General features: G+C 49.3%; 17 protein-coding genes. 12 read left to right on the forward strand and 5 right to left on the reverse strand.

What is annotated here, in order from left to right; genetic code table 11:
• Window positions 1-4: 4 nt before the first annotated feature.
• Together K384_RS00820 and K384_RS00825 are read right to left on the reverse strand one after the other, a co-directional pair.
• Window positions 5-730 (reverse strand): GIN domain-containing protein, encoded by a 726-nt coding sequence (locus K384_RS00820; RefSeq protein ID WP_038028456.1) that lies wholly within the window; start codon window positions 728-730, stop codon window positions 5-7.
• Window positions 727-1,839, reverse strand: a complete 1,113-nt coding sequence (locus K384_RS00825) for an acyloxyacyl hydrolase (protein ID WP_169737592.1) — start codon at window positions 1,837-1,839, stop codon at window positions 727-729. Before K384_RS00825 ends, K384_RS00820 begins: the two co-directional genes overlap by 4 nt.
• Window positions 1,840-2,052: 213 nt before the next feature.
• On the opposite strand from K384_RS00825, the gene K384_RS00830 reads away from it, so the two are divergent.
• From K384_RS00830 to K384_RS00850, 5 genes are all read left to right on the forward strand, one after another.
• A complete protein-coding gene (locus K384_RS00830) occupies window positions 2,053-3,558 on the forward strand; it encodes an aminotransferase class V-fold PLP-dependent enzyme (protein WP_051632984.1) in 1,506 nt (501 codons plus the stop codon).
• 109 nt (window positions 3,559-3,667) lie between these two features.
• Window positions 3,668-4,477 carry a tetratricopeptide repeat protein gene (locus K384_RS00835; protein WP_157629993.1) on the forward strand — a complete coding sequence of 270 codons (810 nt, stop codon included), beginning with the start codon at window positions 3,668-3,670 and terminating at the stop codon, window positions 4,475-4,477.
• 76 nt (window positions 4,478-4,553) lie between these two features.
• Entirely contained in the window at window positions 4,554-5,279 is a 726-nt protein-coding gene (locus K384_RS00840) for a DivIVA domain-containing protein (protein ID WP_038028459.1), read from the forward strand.
• Window positions 5,280-5,284: 5 nt separating this feature from the next.
• Window positions 5,285-5,656 (forward strand): dihydroneopterin aldolase, encoded by a 372-nt coding sequence (gene folB / locus K384_RS00845; RefSeq protein WP_038028460.1) that lies wholly within the window; start codon window positions 5,285-5,287, stop codon window positions 5,654-5,656.
• A gap of 74 nt (window positions 5,657-5,730) precedes the next feature.
• A complete protein-coding gene (locus K384_RS00850; protein WP_038028462.1) occupies window positions 5,731-6,708 on the forward strand; it encodes a polyprenyl synthetase family protein in 978 nt (325 codons plus the stop codon).
• Between the two features lie 5 nt (window positions 6,709-6,713).
• On the opposite strand, the gene K384_RS00855 is transcribed toward K384_RS00850, so the two are convergent.
• Window positions 6,714-7,922, reverse strand: coding sequence for a LysM peptidoglycan-binding domain-containing protein (locus K384_RS00855; RefSeq protein ID WP_038028464.1), 1,209 nt, complete (start codon window positions 7,920-7,922; stop codon window positions 6,714-6,716).
• A 115-nt stretch (window positions 7,923-8,037) separates the two neighbouring features.
• Between K384_RS00855 and K384_RS00860 the strand changes: the two genes are divergently transcribed.
• The gene (locus tag K384_RS00860) at window positions 8,038-9,570 is read left to right on the forward strand and encodes an NAD(P)H-hydrate dehydratase (protein WP_051632985.1); all 1,533 of its coding nucleotides are present in this window, start codon (window positions 8,038-8,040) and stop codon (window positions 9,568-9,570) included.
• Between the two features lie 19 nt (window positions 9,571-9,589).
• Window positions 9,590-10,819 carry a GWxTD domain-containing protein gene (locus tag K384_RS13170; protein WP_169737593.1) on the forward strand — a complete coding sequence of 410 codons (1,230 nt, stop codon included), beginning with the start codon at window positions 9,590-9,592 and terminating at the stop codon, window positions 10,817-10,819.
• Here the strand turns inward: K384_RS13170 and hemB are convergent.
• Window positions 10,811-11,785 carry a porphobilinogen synthase gene (hemB, locus tag K384_RS00870; RefSeq protein WP_038028465.1) on the reverse strand — a complete coding sequence of 325 codons (975 nt, stop codon included), beginning with the start codon at window positions 11,783-11,785 and terminating at the stop codon, window positions 10,811-10,813. The genes K384_RS13170 and hemB overlap by 9 nt on opposite strands.
• A gap of 81 nt (window positions 11,786-11,866) precedes the next feature.
• Here hemB and K384_RS00875 point away from each other — a divergent pair, with 81 nt between their 5' ends.
• Together K384_RS00875 and lpcA are read left to right on the forward strand one after the other, a co-directional pair.
• Window positions 11,867-13,612 (forward strand): M61 family metallopeptidase, encoded by a 1,746-nt coding sequence (locus tag K384_RS00875; protein WP_051632987.1) that lies wholly within the window; start codon window positions 11,867-11,869, stop codon window positions 13,610-13,612.
• A complete protein-coding gene (gene lpcA, locus K384_RS00880) occupies window positions 13,588-14,190 on the forward strand; it encodes a D-sedoheptulose 7-phosphate isomerase (RefSeq protein ID WP_038028468.1) in 603 nt (200 codons plus the stop codon). Before K384_RS00875 ends, lpcA begins: the two co-directional genes overlap by 25 nt.
• On the opposite strand, the gene K384_RS00885 is transcribed toward lpcA, so the two are convergent.
• The gene (locus K384_RS00885; protein ID WP_038028469.1) at window positions 14,176-14,790 is read right to left on the reverse strand and encodes a hypothetical protein; all 615 of its coding nucleotides are present in this window, start codon (window positions 14,788-14,790) and stop codon (window positions 14,176-14,178) included. The genes lpcA and K384_RS00885 overlap by 15 nt on opposite strands.
• A gap of 130 nt (window positions 14,791-14,920) precedes the next feature.
• On the opposite strand from K384_RS00885, the gene K384_RS00890 reads away from it, so the two are divergent.
• The 3 genes from K384_RS00890 (at window position 14,921) to K384_RS00900 (ending at window position 17,101) form a co-directional block, all read left to right on the forward strand.
• Window positions 14,921-15,160, forward strand: a complete 240-nt coding sequence (locus K384_RS00890) for a hypothetical protein (protein WP_157629994.1) — start codon at window positions 14,921-14,923, stop codon at window positions 15,158-15,160.
• Window positions 15,161-15,224: 64 nt separating this feature from the next.
• Complete coding sequence (gene elbB / locus K384_RS00895; RefSeq protein ID WP_038028473.1) at window positions 15,225-15,929, forward strand: isoprenoid biosynthesis glyoxalase ElbB; 705 nt, start codon at window positions 15,225-15,227, stop codon at window positions 15,927-15,929.
• A gap of 134 nt (window positions 15,930-16,063) precedes the next feature.
• Window positions 16,064-17,101 (forward strand): aldo/keto reductase, encoded by a 1,038-nt coding sequence (locus K384_RS00900; protein WP_245605265.1) that lies wholly within the window; start codon window positions 16,064-16,066, stop codon window positions 17,099-17,101.
• Window positions 17,102-17,135: the final 34 nt, after the last annotated feature.

Consider the following 17,135-nt stretch of genomic DNA (forward strand, 5'->3'; position numbering starts at 1 on the left):
TGTTTTAAGGCAAGACAATGTGCCCGCTGCCCGTGATTTTACTTTTGAACACAGGAGGCATGTTATATAAAAACACATCGCCGCTGTTTTCTATCCATATATCGGCACTTTGCAGTGGCGCTACCAAAATATCACCTTCGCCGTTGTGCCTTGTATAAAAATGATTGATATGGGCAGGCCGGAGGTCAATGCGCCCGAAGCCCTGTGTGAAAACAGTAAGTGTTTCGACACGCCCTTTTATGCAAAAGTCGGTGCCCAAATTGCTGTAAATATACAATCTTGGCGCGTCGAGGATAAGCTCAACATGTGCATTGACATTGAGGCTGTAAATATCCAAATGCCGGTTTAGGTGAAGCGTATCCTCGTTCAACAGGTCGCCATATCCTTCTTGAGTGATTTGCTTTACCCCGTCCACACCCACATACACCTTTATGGGGGCATCATATTCTTTTGCTTTTAGACAACGGTTTTCATTGCCAATGCGCAAGACAGAGTCGCTTCCTACCTTGGTGTAGATATGAGGCAACCAATCATGTGGCGCTTCCACACGCACCTCATGCCCTTCGGTTAATATGAGGTGGACGTTGTCGAAAACCTTTACTTCTTTGAAGCTGCCCGGCAAAATGCGCACTTCTTGCCGGAGGTTGTTTTGGCGGCATTCCCATGGCGCTTGGCAAGCGCTCAGCAAAAACAACACCATGATATACCACTGCTTTGATATGATGTTCATGACTTTTTCCATTTGAAACGGTAACCGATGCCCCACTCTGCTACTTCGGCAGTGAAAGCGTGGGTTTTGAGGTTTATGTTGAAGAAGTAGTTAGGGGTTATCCAATACTTGATGCCATAGCGCTGAAAATGAACTTGATCGGTTTTTCCTTCAAACTGTTTGTAAATATAAAGCCCCGCTTGGGTAAGCAGACACAGGCGCCCAAAGGTAAACTCGTGTCCCAACAGTAGCCCCACACGCCTGTAGTCGGGATGCTGTGTGCTGTCGGCATAAACACGCCGGATTTGCCGCAGAATGCCCCGGTTCCATGATGCGTCGAAACCGAGGTGCCAGCGGCTGGCGCTGCCCATGTCCCTGCCTATGTAAACAAGCACATTATTATAGAAGTCTTTGTTTTTTTGTTTCACATAAGTTTGCAGCCATCCCACCTGTGCCGAAGCTTGCAGATGCCAGTAGGATTCGTATGGTAAGGCAGCCGTTTGCCGGGGTAGCAGCCTGGTATTGTGAAACGCATAGCCTAAACCAAGGGTGGCAGTTACCATGTTCAGTCCATTGTTGGGCTGAACAAAAGCGGCACAAGAGTAATGCGTGAGGCGCCCGCCTGCAAATAAAAGCCAGTGCGTATTGGTGTGGTAGCGTATTTGCGCATCGACTTGCATGGCATAGCTGATGGGGCTACTGATGCCTACATTTTTAGGGTTGTCGTTCAGGTCAAAAGGGCGGTTGCCGGTAGCCAAGCCACTGCCTATACCAAGCCACAATTGCATTTTTCTGTGATGGGGGCGCAAGGCAAAGCGAGCATGCCCGCTGACAGCCAGTGTTTTGCCGATGGCCGGGTGGCGATAGTCAAAATAAGTAGCCATCAGGCTGAATTCGGGGTAGTTGAGTCGTTGTTGCCATAGCTCATTGCCTGTGCTTTGCCAATGTGCTTGCAGGCTCAAGGCATAAGGGGGAGCCACAATAAGGTGGCCTACTTTGGGGGTATGCCGCAAAATGAATCCGTAATCATATTGGGCACCTGCGGCATAGAACTTAAAGGCTTTGTGTTGGGCATGACATTGGCAATATATGCCGCACACCAAACTCATCCATAAAAACATCCTGTGCATAAAAGGCCTTCTTATGTTTTTGAATATAGCGTGTAAGTATTTTATATACATGAGGTGTATTTTTTTGATATTACAAGCAATAAACGTGCATATAGTAGTATTTTGGTGTTTTTTTGTTTTATTATGTTTGTAATGTGTGTTTATTTTTTGTTTTATTCTGTAAATATTATATCTTCATGAGAAAAACTTATTACTCGCAAATGTCAACAGGTTATGAGAGATTATTTTATGCAGTTTCGCAAAGGGATAGCCGGGCATGATGCAAAGATAAAAACCCCTGTTCATGATGAGATTCCCTTGGTGTACGCTGACTGGACTGCAAGTGGTCGTATTTATGAACCTATAGAGGAGCGTTTAAAAAAGTATGTCTATCCTCATGTGGCGAATACGCACACTGATACCAATTTTACGGCTTCAAAAATGACTGCGGCTTATGAGAGGGCGGCAGCTATTGTAAAAGAACACGTGGGAGCCAATGCCAATGACGTCCTGATATGGACAGGTAATGGTATGACGGCAGCAGTTAACAAGCTTCAACGCTTGTTGGGATGGCGTTTGCACGAGGCTTGGAAAAAACAGCTGAGCATTGCCGAAGAAGACAGACCGCTGGTGTTGATTACCCACATGGAGCACCACTCGAATCATACTTCTTGGCTCGAAACCATCGCCGAGGTAATGGTGGTACCCCCGGCAGAAGATGGCAGTGTTTCGATAGAGAACTTTAAAAAGATACTTGAGCAGCATCAGCACCGGAAGTGGAAGGTAGCTGCCATTACCGCTTGTTCGAACGTTACAGGCATCATTACGCCCTATATGGATATCGCTGCCTTGATGCATGAAGCCGGTGGGTGGTGCTTTGTAGATTTTGCCTGCTCGGCTCCCTATGTGACTATCAACATGCATGAAGATGACGCCCGGGGGCGCTATTTAGATGCTATTTTCTTCTCACCTCATAAGTTTTTGGGAGGTCCGGGCAGTGCCGGCGTGCTTGTCTTTAATAAAAGGTTATATGGCAATGAAGTGCCTGATCATCCCGGTGGGGGCACGGTAACGTGGACCAACCCATGGGGTGGACGTCGCTATTTTTCTGATGTGGAAGTCCGCGAAGATGGAGGCACCCCCGGCTTCCTGCAAGCCATGCGGGCAGCACTTGCCATACGTTTGAAGGAAGAAATGGGAGTAGAAAATATGTGGCAGCGTGAAAAGAGACTGTTAGGTATTTTGTGGGAAGGCTTAGAGGCTATAGACGGTGTGCACATACTTGCCAAAAAACACCGGCATCGCTTGGGCATCGTGTCGTTCTACATAGAAGATTTGCATCATATTTTGGCAGTGAAGATGCTGAATGATTATTTCGGAATACAAGTCCGCGGCGGCTGCTCTTGTGCAGGCACTTACGGGCATTACCTCTTGGATGTGAATAAAGAACAGTCGAAGCGCATTACTGACCGTATAGACCAAGGCGATTATTCCTTAAAACCGGGCTGGGTGCGCTTCTCATTACACCCTACACATACCGAAGAAGAGGTGGAGTATATGGTGAAGGCAGTCCGGGAGCTGGTGCAGCACCATCACTCATGGAAGCAACACTATTTCTTTGACCCGGTGAAAGGGAAAGTAGCGCATAAGCAAGAGCCCCGGCAGCTACATGGCGAGCTGGCACAATTGTATGCGCCCTTCCTGTTACCGGAGACACATAAGAGTGTTAAGATTATTTAAGAAAACTCAATTACAGGCGGGCTAGCATGTTTTGCGGCAAGGCTTGGAAAAGTCCAAACTTTTTGCCTTCCGACTGCGTCTTTATATCAAAGTTTTTTCTGACTTGATTATGCAACAAAAGACTTGGGCGCTTATTATCATAAGCTTGGGCATGTTCTTATGGCAGGAAGATATACATGCGCAAGCAGCGCCTCCGCTCGACACGCTCATAAAGGCACAGCAGTTCGAAGCCGCTTTTGCATATCTGCAGGAGCACTGCACACAAATGACGGACGACAGCTGCGCCTATTACTATGGCTTGGCATTCTATGGAACCGGACAGTATGCGCGTGCCGATAGTGCTTTCCGGCAGGCGGTAGCCCGGCGTCCCGCTTGGGCAGAGGCGTGGTATGCATGGGGCGTGAGCCTGTATTATCAAAACAGGGAGGCAGAGGCGAAAGAAAAGCTGCTGCACTGCCTGAAGATAGACAAAAGGCAGGTAGCCGCATGGACGGCGCTTGCCGCCCTCGCCTTGCAAGGACGCAAACCCCGTCAAAGCATACGTTTTGCACGCAGGGCAGTAGCAGTGGATTCTACTTACAGCCCTGCCTATTACAACTTGGGCTTGGCTTACCGTTACACAGGCAAAGACTCGCTGGCAGCAGATGCCTTCCGGCGGGCGGTTGCGTATCGTCCCGGATGGGCAGAACCTTATTTTAGTCTGGCAGAGAGCTATGCCGAAGGTGGCGATGCTGCCACTGCCTTGTATTGGCTGGACCGTCTTTTGACCGTAGCGCCTTTTCATGTGGAAGGGCTGCTGCTGAGGGCACAGATATACCATCAAAGCGGAAACAAGGCAGCAGCCTGTGCCGACTGGCAAAAAGCCATGCAGGCAGGCAGCGACGATGCCCGCTTGCTTTTTGAACGCTTCTGCCCATGACCCCTTTTGGCTTTTTGGTAAATTCGGCTTATTTTTGATTGGATTCGATGAATCCTGACTTTTGATGCCTAAGTATATGAAAATCACACCCATCGAAATACGGCAAAAGACCTTCGAAAAAAATTTCCGCGGTTACGACAAAGAAGAAGTACAGGCTTTTCTGCTGATGCTGTCGCAAGAGTGGGAAGACATGATAGAGGAACTGCGACGCTATAAGCTCAAACTCGAAAACGCAGAAAAGGAGCTGCAGCGTATTCGCGAAGTGGAGGACTCTTTGTTTAAAACCCTCAAAACAGCCGAAGATACCGGCAGCACCCTCATAGAGCAAGCCAAAAAAACGGCAGACCTGAAGATAAAAGAAGCACAGATTCAGGCAGAGAAAATATTGAACGATGCGCGTGCGCAAGCCCGCAGTATTGTAGGACGGGCCGAAGAGCGGGCACGCCAGCTGATGCAGGAAACACTGGCCGAACTCAAGCAAATGGAAGCGGAATACCGCGCACTGGAAAACCACCGCGACAACCTGATTTTGGAAATGAAAACCCTGCTCAACAGCATGCAGGAGAAGGTACTGCGTGCCGAAGAGAAGAAAAGCACAGCCAAAGAGCGCATAGCAGCCCGCCTGAGCGAAGTGGAAAATACCATTGAAGAGCAACAGCAGCGTATGGAAAGTAAAGTGAAGGCTTACGATGACAAGCCGGACGAAACGGAAACTACATCTTCTGCGCTATCTGACGAAGACGATTTGTCCGGCAAGGACAATAAAAAAAATCCCCCGGCTTCCTTTTTTGATGAAATCTAAGTCGCATGGGAGAAATCAGCCTTGAAAACATGGAATTTTTTGCCTACCACGGCTTTTATGATGAAGAGCAAAAGATAGGCAACAAATACAGTGTGGATTTGCGCGTATGGGTCGACTTTCACCGGGCAGCCGTGGAAGACCAACTGCGCTATACAGTCAACTATGAAAAGCTTTACCGTTTGGTAGCCGAAGTGATGGGCACGCCCACCCGTCTTTTGGAGCACCTTGCCCGGCGCATTGCCGATGAGGTCTTGCGTCATTTCGAGGGGGTAGAAAAAGTGGAAGTGTCGGTAGCCAAACACAACCCGCCCATTGGGGGGGTGTGTGCCAAAGCACGGGTGCGCCTTGTATTAGACAGGGCTATGACCCAACAATGAGCCCAATCAGTTGATTTTATTGTAACTTTGCCGAGCTTGCCCTGTGAGCATCGAGAATTTTTAAGCTGACTTTCATGCACACAACACTTCAGCACATACAATCGCCCATTGCCGGGGAGATGAAGCGCTTCGAAGAGCGCTTTGGCGCTTACATGAAAAGCTCCAACTTCTTTTTGAACCGCATTACCAACTACTTGGTCAAGCGCAAGGGGAAGCAGGTGCGCCCAATGTTTGTTTTTTTGGTAGCGGGCGCTTGTGGGGGCATCACCGATGCCACGCACCGGGGGGCGGCTCTTATCGAATTACTCCATACCGCCACGCTTGTCCATGACGACGTGGTGGACGATTCCCTGTATCGGCGGGGTTTCTTTTCCATCAATGCTTTGTGGAAAAATAAAGTGGCGGTGCTGGTGGGCGACTACCTGCTGTCGCGTGGCTTGCTGCTGGCTGTCGAAAACGGAGACTTCCGTCTGCTGGAGATTGTCTCGAGGGCCGTCAAAGAAATGAGTGAAGGCGAGTTGCTACAGATTGCCAAGGCGCGTAAGCTGGACATCACCGAAGAGGTGTATTTCGAAATCATACGCCAAAAAACAGCCTCCTTGATTGCCTCTTGCTGTGCAGTAGGAGCCGCCTCGGTAGAAAAGCCCGATGAGACGACCATCGAGCAAATGTATAGCTTGGGCGAAACCGTAGGCATCGCCTTTCAAATGAAAGATGACTTGTTTGACTATGGAACAGAGGATGTAGGCAAACCCTTGGGCATAGACATCAAAGAAAAGAAGATGACTTTACCGCTCATCTACGCTTTGTCGAAAGCGTCCGGGCAAGAGCGCGCCCGTATCCGGCGTATCATCAAGAATGAAAGCCACAAAAAAGAGAAGGTGCAAGAAGTGATTGACTTTGTGCATCGTATGGGCGGCATTGATTATGCCCGGCATCGCATGAATGATTATTACGAGGAGGCACTGCGCCGACTGGATGTATTGCCCGACACACCTTACAAGGAAGCCCTTGCCGGCTTGATTCATTTTGTAATCAAGCGCAAGAAGTAAAACTTTTACTGCCCGCTGAGGCTGTCTTGCCGGCTGCTGTCAGCCAAAACAGCCGAAGAGTCTGCCGGTTTCCATACGGGAATCATCAAGCTGTAGCCTACCGGGATGACGCCCTTGAGCGAATCGCTTTCGGTGCTGTTGAGCTTTCGCAGGCTCTCTACGGTGATGCCATGCTTTTCCCATCTTTTAAAATATTTCTGATGCACCTCTTCCAAGGTCATGGCTTCCGGCAGGGTGAAAAGCATTTTTATTTTCACACGCAAACGAAAACCGGGATACAGCTTGTCTAAGGGAACGAAGTCGTTCCATTCACGCAGCGAGTCAAGTGTGGTGTTGTATTTTTGCGCAATGGTTGTGGCGGTTTCACCTGCTTTTACCTTGTGTATGATGATGCTGTCGGGCTGTTGGTCCACAAGGCGCAAGCTGTCGGCGGTCCTTTTTGCCACCAGCATGGCGCGTTGCCTTGCTTCTATTTCTTTTGCTTCTTTTCGTTGGTGTTGATAGCTGTAAACCAAGTGGATAATCCATGCCGACACAAACAATACTGCCAAAATGATGAACAGCGTAAAGATGCCCCGCTTGGCACTACGGGGGCTTTCTACCAGTTCGGCTTCTTCAAAGTCAATAAAACAGGCAGCGACATCTTTCCCAAAGCGGCTTTGCGTCAGTGCCTGCATGATACGCGCATGCGCCTGTGAAGCAGTAGCAGCTTCCACAAAGTGAGTCCTCAGTAATTCTTCTTGCAGCAGAGGGCAGGTGCTTACGAGTGCCATGTGGCGTGGTCCGGGCAAGAAACGCCGGGTAGGGGTGTCGGCATAAAAGCTTAGCAGATGTTTGCCCTTCTTTAGATACAGAACGGCACTGCCTTGCAGGTGCCAAAAAAGTTGATGGTTCGACCAAATCACGATGCCCAAACTGAGTTCTTGAACCGGCAGCGGCAGTTGCGCCACAGTGGGCGAAGCATTCAGAAGAGCCCGGGCGTCGTCTATGAGCTCTTGCGGGTCTTTGTACACATGCTGCTCAATGTGCGTTTGCAATAAGTCGGTAACTTGCCGGCTCACCTGTGGGGCATATTGCCCGGCAGCTTCGGCATCGCATAGAATATAAATGTCGCCATTGGCATGATGGAAGTCGGCAAGAAAACAACTGCCTTCATTGTAAGGAGAAGAGCGGTAGGCTAATAAAAAAGACTTGTGGTGTGTAGGTGTGGGCATAAGCATCAAAAATTATGATATGCAGCATAGGCATGAAGCGACGGAAGAAAACAACGATTGAATCTTTTTGACTCGAAAAATTTAACTAACTTTCCATAGATAAACAACGGCAAGCATGAATTTACTGCCTTTAGTTTCCACGGAACAAATAAGACAGTGGGATTACGAAACCATCCACACACAAGGCATGCCTTCATTGCAGCTTATGGAACAGGCGGCGCTCGCTTTTGTACGTGCATTTCAAAAAAGAGAGGCAGAAAGAAAAAGGGAAGTATGGGTTTTTGCAGGAATGGGTAACAATGGCGGTGATGGATTGGCTATTGCCCGCTTGTTGCGGCAGCGTGGCTACAGTGTGCGGGTGTGGATTTTGAAAACCAAAGAGAAAGGAAGCCCCGATTTTGAAACCAACCTTGCCCGCTGGCAGCGTATGCAAACTGCCATGCCCATTCGTTCGGAAGAAGACTTCCCTGCCATTCCCGGCGATGTGGTAGTGGTGGATGCCCTGTTCGGGACGGGCTTGAGTCGCCTTTTGGATGGTTTGCCTGCGGCTTTGGTGCAGCATCTCAATGCCCATGCCCGCCGCATAGTGGCAGTAGATATGCCTTCCGGTTTGTTGGCGCAACAGTTGCCGCAAAGCGACAGCGTGGTGCGGGCGCAGCTGACCATTACTTTTCAAGTGCCCAAGTTGTGTTTTGTTTTGCAAGACTTTGCCCCTTACCTGGGGGCATGGGAAGTGGTGGATATAGGTTTGACTGCTGCTTATTATCCGCTTCTCTTGGCTGATACGCATGAATATCTGTTGACAGAAGACTGGGCAAAACAAACATACAGACCAAGAAGCCGCTTTGCCCATAAAGGAACTTATGGACATGCCTTGCTTTGGTGCGGCTCAAAAGGCAAGATAGGCGCTGCCATCTTAAGCGCAAAGGCTTGTTTGCGTGCGGGGGCAGGCTTGCTTACCGTGCATACGCCGGCATGTGGCTACGTACCTTTGCAAACCGCTGTGCCCGAAGCCATGACTTCGATAGATGAGCAAGACGATTATTTGACTTCGTTTCCGGCGATGAAGCCTTATAGTGCCATAGGGGCAGGTCCAGGTATCGGGCAGCAAGAGGAAACACTGCATGCCCTGCAGGAGTTGCTGGTGCGTGCCACTTGTCCATTGGTGTTGGATGCCGACGCCCTGAATTTGATTGCTGCCCACCCCGAGCTGAAAAAGCACATCCCGGCGCACAGTATCCTTACACCGCACCCCAAAGAGTTTGAGCGTCTGCTGGGCTACCGCTGGCAACACGACTTTGAGCTGCTCGACAGTTTGCGTGCTTTTGCGCAGCAGCATCAGGTGTATGTGATACTGAAACGTGCCTATTCCATAATCGCTTGCCCCGCCGGCGACTTGCTTTTCAATACGGCAGGCAATGCGGGTTTGGCTAAAGGTGGAAGTGGCGACGTACTCACAGGCATCATCACGGCGCTGCTGGCACAAGGCTACTCTCCAAAAGAGGCTGCTTGTCTGGGTGTTTATTGGCACGCCACAGCAGCCGGCGAAGCCGCCAAAAAACAGGCACTAAGTACCCTCCTGCCTACCGATGTGGTAGAGTGTTTGGGGACAGTTTCCTGGATACCCTCCCATACGAAACATGTGTAATCATTTCAGAAAACGAACCATGAAGCCACCTTATCTTATTTCGCTAAAAAGATTCTGCCTTGTTCTGTGTTTGCCGCTGCTGAGCCTGTCGCCGCTATGGGCGCAGTTGCCGGCATTGCAATTGAAAGGGCAGGTGATATATACCGCCGGGGCAAACGCCCGCCCGGAGGCTTACCTCTGGATTCGCATTGCCGGCGATACCTTGGGGCAAGCCCGTCTGGCATCTATGAAAGGGCGCTATCAGCTCATACAAGCTGCGAATGTAGTGCACGAAGTAGCTGTGGAAGACTTTAAGCTTGCGGATTTGTTTGCCGGCTACCGCGACGACGGCTTGGTGGTGAAGTGGCAACTGCCCCGCTTCGATACACCGGCTACTTTGTTTGTGGCAGTCAAAGATGAAAAAACGGGCTTGCAAACTGCCGTTTCGGTGCCGGTACAATATGGGCGTTTGCGTTTTCGCGATACTGTTTTTGTAGCCGACGCCAAAGGCTTGCCCCTGATACGCGCTTTTGTGCGTACAGGTGAATCTTTTCAGCTGAAAGGCAGCAAGGAAGCCCTCTGGGTGCGCTATTTCAAACACTCTTTTGCGCAGGCAGCTCCCCCGATGGACTTGAAGGGCGAAAAAACAAGTCCTACCCTGCAGCCGGATTCGACCTTTCAAATCCGTGGCGAGTCGCTTTTGAGCTGGCAAGAGCAAGGTTTGTACTTGATTCAAAAAGACACCAACGATATTTATGGGGGCATTGGCTTGCGTGTAGAAAAACAGCCTTTTCCGCAAATAGCCCGCCGCAAGGAAGAAGCCATAGCTCCGCTGGTGTATGTCTCCACTTCAAAAGAAATGGAACAGCTACAGGCAGCACCGGAGCTGAAGCCTGCATTGGACCGCTATTGGCTGAAAATGTTCAATGGCGATACCCAAAAAGCTGCCACGGTGATTCGCCTGTATTACCGGCAGTTGAAAGAAGCCAACATGATGTTTACAAACTATAAAGAAGGCTGGAAGACAGACCAAGGGATGATATACCTCATCTTTGGACCTCCCCACCAAATCAGTGCGGGGCAGGATATAGAGCAGTGGGCATATACCAACAAAAACAGCTTTTCAAAGATTACCTTCACTTTTAAACGGCAAAACAACCCCTTTACCGACCAACACTATGTGCTGGTGCGCTATCTGGAGTACGAACCCATATGGTACACAGCCATAGAGCAGTGGCGCTATGGCTATGTACTCAAAGAATTACAGTAAAGCAGCTACTTCCTTGGCAAAGTAGGTTAGTATAATTTTGGCACCGGCGCGTTTGATGCTCAACAAACTCTCGAGCATCACCTTTTCGCCATCGAGCCACCCTTGGTTGGCGGCGGCTTTTATCATAGCATACTCGCCGCTTACGTTGTAGGCTGCAATAGGCAGAGGGTAATGCTCGGCAAGCAGTTTGATGACATCGAGGTAGGGCAGGGCAGGTTTTACCATCAGAAAGTCGGCGCCTTCGGCAAAGTCAAGGTCGGCTTCTATAAGCGCTTCTTTGGCATTTGCCGGGTTCATCTGATAAGTTTTTTTGTCGCCAAATTTTGGGGCAGAGTCGAGGGCATCGCGAAAAGGACCATAAAAAGCACTGGCATATTTGGCTGTATATGCCATGATGGATACCTCGGTGAAGCCTTCATCGTCGAGGGCTTGACGCAAATACCCTACGCGCCCATCCATCATATCAGAAGGGGCAACAATATCGACACCGGCACGGGCTTGGGCTACTGCCATCTTTGCCAGAATCTCGAGGGTTTCATCGTTGAGTATCTTGCCGTTTTCCACCAAGCCGTCGTGTCCGTCGCTGCTGTAGGGGTCCATAGCCACGTCGCTGATGAGGCAAGCAGCCGGCAGCTGGCGTTTGATTTCACGGATGGCTTTCAGGTAAATGCCTTCTTCGTTGTAGCTCTCGGTAGCGAAGCGGTCTTTTTTCGACTCGGGCAAGGCAGGAAATAAAGCGAAGGCACGAATGCCCAGCTCCATGCAGTGTGCAATTTCTTCTAACAGCAAATCCAAAGAAAGACGGGCAATGCCCGGCATGGAAGCGATGGGTTCTTGTTTGTTCTCTCCTTCGATTAAAAACAAAGGATAAATCAAATCTTCTTTATGAAGAAAAGTTTCTTGGGTAAGCGCCCGCACGGCTTCGCTCTTACGGTTACGCCTTGGGCGTCTGCTTAAATCTACCATCGTATTGACTGTTTTTGTATTTTACTTCTTATCTTAGCACTGAAACAAAGTTACGGAATCCAACCAATTATTTTTTGCTTTATGTCATCGTCTTCAAACGCAACGCCTTACCGCTTCCGCATTCATTATGACTCGCCTGCCACGCAGTTTTTGCAAATAGAAGCCCGCATACCGGCACCCGGCGAGCATTTGTTGTTGCGTTTGCCGGTATGGCGCCCGGGACGCTACGAACTTGCCAACTACGCCAAGTATGTGCGTGATTTCCGGGTAAGCGATGCCAAGGGCAAGCCGCTGAATGTGAAAAAATATATTAAAGATGGTTGGTGTATCGACACCTCCGCAGTGGATGAGGTGTTCGTGCAATACGACTTCTATGCCAACCGGCTCGATGCCGGCGGATGTTGGCTCGATGAAGAACAGCTGTATGTCAACTTTGTGAATTGCATATTCTTCTCAGAAGAAGCACTTGATGTGCCCTATGAAGTAAGCCTTGACGTACCCACCGGCTATGAAATAGCATGTGCGCTGCCCCGCAAAGACAAGACCCTGTATGCGCGTGACTATTACCACCTGATAGATAGCCCCATGATAGCTTCGGCTACCCTGAAACGCAATTTTTATCAGGTGGGGCAATATACTTTTTATGTGTGGATACAAGGCAACTGGACACCCGACTGGCACGAGTTGCTGCGCGACTTTGAAGGCTTCACCAAGGCGCAGCTCGATATGATGGGGGAGTTCCCTTTTGAAGAATATCACTTTTTGATACAAGTGGTGCCTTACCGGTTTTATCATGGTGTAGAGCATACCGAAAGCACGGTGGTGGTATTGGGACCTTCCGAAGCCATGGATACAAACGAAATGTATGACGAGCTGCTGGGCGTTTGCTCGCATGAGTTGTTCCATGTGTGGAACGTGTGCCGGGTTCGTCCCAAAGAACTTTTTCCATATGACCTGACACGGGAGTGCTATTTCCCCACGGGGTTTGTGGTAGAGGGCATCACGAGCTATTACGGCGATTTGTTTTTGATACGTTCGGGCGTGTGGAAATACAATCAGTACTTGCGTGAGCTGAACAAATACATCAAACGTCATTTTGAAAATTACGGGCGTCATCACCGCTCGCTGGTGGAGGCTTCCGTGGACTTGTGGCTCGACGGATATACCGAAGTGACCCCCGGCCGCAAGGTGTCTATTTATGCCAAGGGGGCTTTGGTGGCACTCATTCTCGATTTTCTGATTCGTAAGCACAGCAACGGCAAAGCCTCGTTGGATGATGTGATGCGTAAGATGTGGCACCGGTTTGGAAAACCGTTTAAGAAAGGCTATTCCTTGCGGGATTTTAAAAACATAGTGGCAGAGGTGGCAGGCAATCCCTTGCATTCCTTTTTTGCCGATTGCATAGAAGGTATCACCCCACTTGAAAAATATCTGGAGCCTTTGATGGAAGAGGTAGGTATCAGTTTTATTACCAACTATTTGAATAAAGGAACGGAATTGTTCAACTTTCAGCTGCAGGAAAAAGAAGGACGTTTGTTGGTCAGTGCCATTGTGCCCGACTCGAACGCTTCGCAGCAGTTGCGCCTCAATGATGAGCTGATTGCCGTGAACGGCAAACGTGCCGAAACTATAGAGCAGGTGCAGCGCCTCATAGGTGTTCAGACGGTGGCCCGCTTGACCGTATCGCGCCAAGCGTATCTTAAAGAAATAGAGCTGGAGGCTGACCCCGTAATTTCGTTCAAAGAATATTTCTTGCAGTTGAAAAGCAATCTTTCACAAGAACAGCAAAAGCGTTTATTGGCATGGCTTCACCAATCGAACAATTGATAATACAAGAGTTGAATACGGCAGCCCGGGTGCTTCAGCGCTTTATGAGCGAGGCAGCCAACATACAGGCTATTGCCGCTGCAGCAGAGCTGATGGCACAAGCTATGCGCCAACAGCGGAAAGTATTGGCTTGTGGCAATGGGGGGTCTTATTGCGATGCCCTGCATTTTGTGGAAGAGCTCACAGGGCGCTACCGCCAAGACCGCCCCGCCTTGCCTGCTGTTTTGCTGGGCGATGCGGCTCACTTGACCTGCGTAGGCAATGACTACGGTTTTGAATATGTTTTTGCACGTGCAGTAGAAGCATTGGGGCAGCCCGGCGATGTGTTGGTGGCCATCTCGACCAGCGGTAAGTCGGCAAATGTGTTGAAAGCAGCAGAAGCAGCCCGAAAAAAAAACATAAGTGTGATTGCCTTGACCGGAAAAGATGGCGGGCAACTGGCACAGATGGCCGATATTGCTTTAATCGTGCCCCATGGGGGCTATGCTGACCGCATCCAGGAGGTGCACATCAAAGTGATTCACCTATGGATTGCGCTGATAGAACAGCATTTGGGCTATGCCTCATTGCAGCAGTAACTCGATGAACTCATCGAAATGCCGGGCTTGGCTGTACTGCCTGCCGGAGTAAATGCTGGCTACCACTTTGCAATAGGCGGGCAAATCATCCATTTTAATAAGCTCTAAGGTAACGTTGCCAAACTCTTGTTGATAGACGCTGTCACTTTCACCCCAATTTACCCGGGGCTTGAGATGGTACTGCTCAATGGTTTCCACGTATTCGCCGCGGTCATACATTTTGTAACTGGCATCAGCCAAGCGGTAGTTTAGACTCAATACCCTGTCTTTGAGATACTCAAACAAAAAAATGAAATCTTTTTGCCCCAGTTCATGTGCGGGAAATGTCAGGGCAAAACCATTGGCATAGGGCATTTGCAAGAGGTGGATTTCCCACGACATGGCTACGTTTTGCCGTTTGAGCCAGTAAGCCTCATACACACGACGCAAAGGCTCTGCAAACTTGCCTTCATTTACCCACTGAAAGTATTCTTGTTTGAAAGAGGGGCTGCGCCGGAGTACTTCGTGCACCAAGGCTTCTCTCTTTTCGGGAAGCTCAAAGCCCTCATCTGCTTTCGATTCGCCCAGCAAGCGTTTTAAAAACTTATCCCAGAAAGGCATAATCTTGCTTTTTATATTACATAAGGTGACAGAAACGCTCTGTTGAATGTCAATATTTTACAAAAATAGTTTTATTTTGTTTAAAGCTTTCTTTTCAACAAGGGAATTTGCTCTTAAAATACTTTACTCTATGCGTATATTGTCTTCTCAAAAATCCAAAAGGCGTTTGCTTTTGGAGCATAGCTACGAATACCAAATGCTCAAGCATGCCGAACGCATTGTGCGCACCTTGATTCGCCACAATATGACGAATCCCGAACAAGTGCTCGACCTCTTTGACAGAATGGTTGACTTCCCGCTCAAATATCATTCACACCAGTCGAGACCTTTTCACCGTTTGCCCGGAAAAGGGCGCCGTCCGCTTGAATAGTGTTTTTTGCGCGAGAAAGAGAATATTTGTAAATTCACTACATCACTAAAAATGATAAAAAGCCATGAAACCTAAAGTAGCTGTACTCTTATCCGGATGTGGTGTGTATGATGGTGCCGAAATACACGAGGCCGTGTGCACTTTGCTGAGCCTGCAGCAACTGGGTGCCGAGCCTGTGTGTGTGGCCCCCGACATCCCGCAATACCATGTCATCAACCATTTGACCGGCGAGGAAATGCCCGAAAGCCGCAATGTGTTGATTGAAGCAGCGCGTATTGCCCGGGGCAATATTTTAGACATAGAAAAAGCAGCGGTGGAAAGCTTCGACGCTTTGGCTATGCCCGGTGGCTTTGGTGTAGCCAAGAACTTCACCACTTGGGCATTTAAAGGCCCCGAAGGGGATATAGTAGATAGTGTAAAACAGTTTATTCAAGCTTTCTATAAAACCCAAAAGCCCATTGCGGCTGTCTGCATGTCGCCCACTACCGTGGCTAAAGCATTGGAAGGCACAGGTGCCCGCTTGAAGCTTACTATTGGAAGCACGACGGCGACTTCGCCCTATGATATCGCCGGTATACAAGAGGGACTGCGAAAAGTGGGTGCTGAGCCGGTGAATAAAACCGTAAACGAAATTATGGTAGATGAGGAAAACCGCCTCGTCACTTCGCCTTGCTATATGATGGAGGCTTCTATTGTGGACATCTACGAGGGAGTCAAGAAAACCATGGAGGCGTTGATGTCTATGGTGCAGGCGCAGACCCCGGCATAAACGTGACATTTTAATGGTTACATTGACATAGAAAGTCCCCCCAAGGGGGCTTTTTATTTTCCTAGGAACATACCGGTTGAGCCGGCTTGTTTTAAACACAAGACAATTTAAACAACTTAAAACCATTGAAGGATATGATGAAGTACAAACTATTCGGGAAATCCGGCTTGCGGGTGTCAGAACTTTGCTTGGGTACCATGACCTTTGGCGAAGAGTGGGGCACGGGCGCCAACAAAGAAGAAAGCAGAAAGATATTTGAAGCCTTTGTAGAGCAAGGAGGAAATTTTTTTGATACCGCCAACCGCTATACGGAAGGAACCAGCGAGCGCTGGCTGGGCGAGTTTGTAAAACCACACCGCGACCGTTACGTAATAGCCACGAAATATACCCTCTACGATGACCGCACTGACCCCAATGCCATGGGAAATCACCGCAAGAACATGATGCGCTCGGTAGAAGGGAGCTTGCGCCGCCTCGATACCGACTATATAGACATCCTTTGGGTGCATATGTGGGATTTTACCACACCTATTGAAGAAGTGATGCGGGGACTCGATGACTTGGTGTCGGCGGGCAAAGTACACTATATCGGCATTTCTGACACGCCGGCCTGGATTGTTGCCAAGGCCAATACGATAGCCGAATGGCGGGGATGGACACCTTTCACCGGCTTGCAAATTGAATACAGTTTGATTCAACGTACACCCGAAGCTGATCTGTTGCCTATGGCACATCACTTCGATATGTGCATTACGCCTTGGTCGCCACTGGGTGCCGGTTTGCTTACCGGCAAATACAATGATGGCAAAATAGAGGGGAAGGGGCGCCTTTCGCCACAGAGCCGCAAAGTAACAGAACGCAACTTGCGCATTGCAAAGAAAGTGGGAGAGATAGCAGAGTCCTTGGGAGTGCCTGCCTCGCAGGTAGCACTGAACTGGCTGCGCCGGCGGCATCCGCAAATCATTCCTATTGTAGGGGCGCGGCGTGTGGAGCAACTCCGTGAATCGATGGGATGTCTGAATTGGCAACTCCCGGAAGAGCACATGCAGCAACTCGATGAAATCAGCCGGGTCGATTTGGGCTTCCCTCATGAGTTTTTACGCTACGATACCGTGCAAGATGTGATTTTTGGCGATCATAAACACGATATTGTGAATCATAGAAAACAATAGAGACAGGAAGTAAAAGAGCGGCGCTTTTGACTGC

The organism is Thermonema rossianum DSM 10300, from assembly GCF_000426825.1.
GTDB classification, from domain to species: Bacteria; Bacteroidota; Bacteroidia; order Cytophagales; family Thermonemataceae; genus Thermonema; species Thermonema rossianum.

Excerpts from the sequence above, each read along its gene's own strand:
- K384_RS00825 (WP_169737592.1), bottom strand. The coding sequence starts at position 1,839 with ATGCACAGGATGTTTTTATGGATGAGTTTGGTGTGCGGCATATATTGC.
- lpcA (WP_038028468.1), top strand. The coding sequence starts at position 13,588 with ATGGCTTCACCAATCGAACAATTGATAATACAAGAGTTGAATACGGCA.
- K384_RS00900 (WP_245605265.1), top strand. The coding sequence starts at position 16,064 with ATGATGAAGTACAAACTATTCGGGAAATCCGGCTTGCGGGTGTCAGAA.
- K384_RS00835 (WP_157629993.1), top strand. The coding sequence starts at position 3,668 with ATGCAACAAAAGACTTGGGCGCTTATTATCATAAGCTTGGGCATGTTC.
- K384_RS00860 (WP_051632985.1), top strand. The coding sequence starts at position 8,038 with ATGAATTTACTGCCTTTAGTTTCCACGGAACAAATAAGACAGTGGGAT.
- K384_RS00885 (WP_038028469.1), bottom strand. The coding sequence starts at position 14,790 with ATGCCTTTCTGGGATAAGTTTTTAAAACGCTTGCTGGGCGAATCGAAA.
- K384_RS00850 (WP_038028462.1), top strand. The coding sequence starts at position 5,731 with ATGCACACAACACTTCAGCACATACAATCGCCCATTGCCGGGGAGATG.
- K384_RS00890 (WP_157629994.1), top strand. The coding sequence starts at position 14,921 with ATGCGTATATTGTCTTCTCAAAAATCCAAAAGGCGTTTGCTTTTGGAG.
- K384_RS00855 (WP_038028464.1), bottom strand. The coding sequence starts at position 7,922 with ATGCCCACACCTACACACCACAAGTCTTTTTTATTAGCCTACCGCTCT.
- K384_RS00830 (WP_051632984.1), top strand. The coding sequence starts at position 2,053 with ATGAGAGATTATTTTATGCAGTTTCGCAAAGGGATAGCCGGGCATGAT.
- K384_RS00840 (WP_038028459.1), top strand. The coding sequence starts at position 4,554 with ATGAAAATCACACCCATCGAAATACGGCAAAAGACCTTCGAAAAAAAT.
- K384_RS00820 (WP_038028456.1), bottom strand. The coding sequence starts at position 730 with ATGAACATCATATCAAAGCAGTGGTATATCATGGTGTTGTTTTTGCTG.
- elbB (WP_038028473.1), top strand. The coding sequence starts at position 15,225 with ATGAAACCTAAAGTAGCTGTACTCTTATCCGGATGTGGTGTGTATGAT.
- K384_RS13170 (WP_169737593.1), top strand. The coding sequence starts at position 9,590 with ATGAAGCCACCTTATCTTATTTCGCTAAAAAGATTCTGCCTTGTTCTG.
- hemB (WP_038028465.1), bottom strand. The coding sequence starts at position 11,785 with ATGGTAGATTTAAGCAGACGCCCAAGGCGTAACCGTAAGAGCGAAGCC.
- folB (WP_038028460.1), top strand. The coding sequence starts at position 5,285 with ATGGGAGAAATCAGCCTTGAAAACATGGAATTTTTTGCCTACCACGGC.
- K384_RS00875 (WP_051632987.1), top strand. The coding sequence starts at position 11,867 with ATGTCATCGTCTTCAAACGCAACGCCTTACCGCTTCCGCATTCATTAT.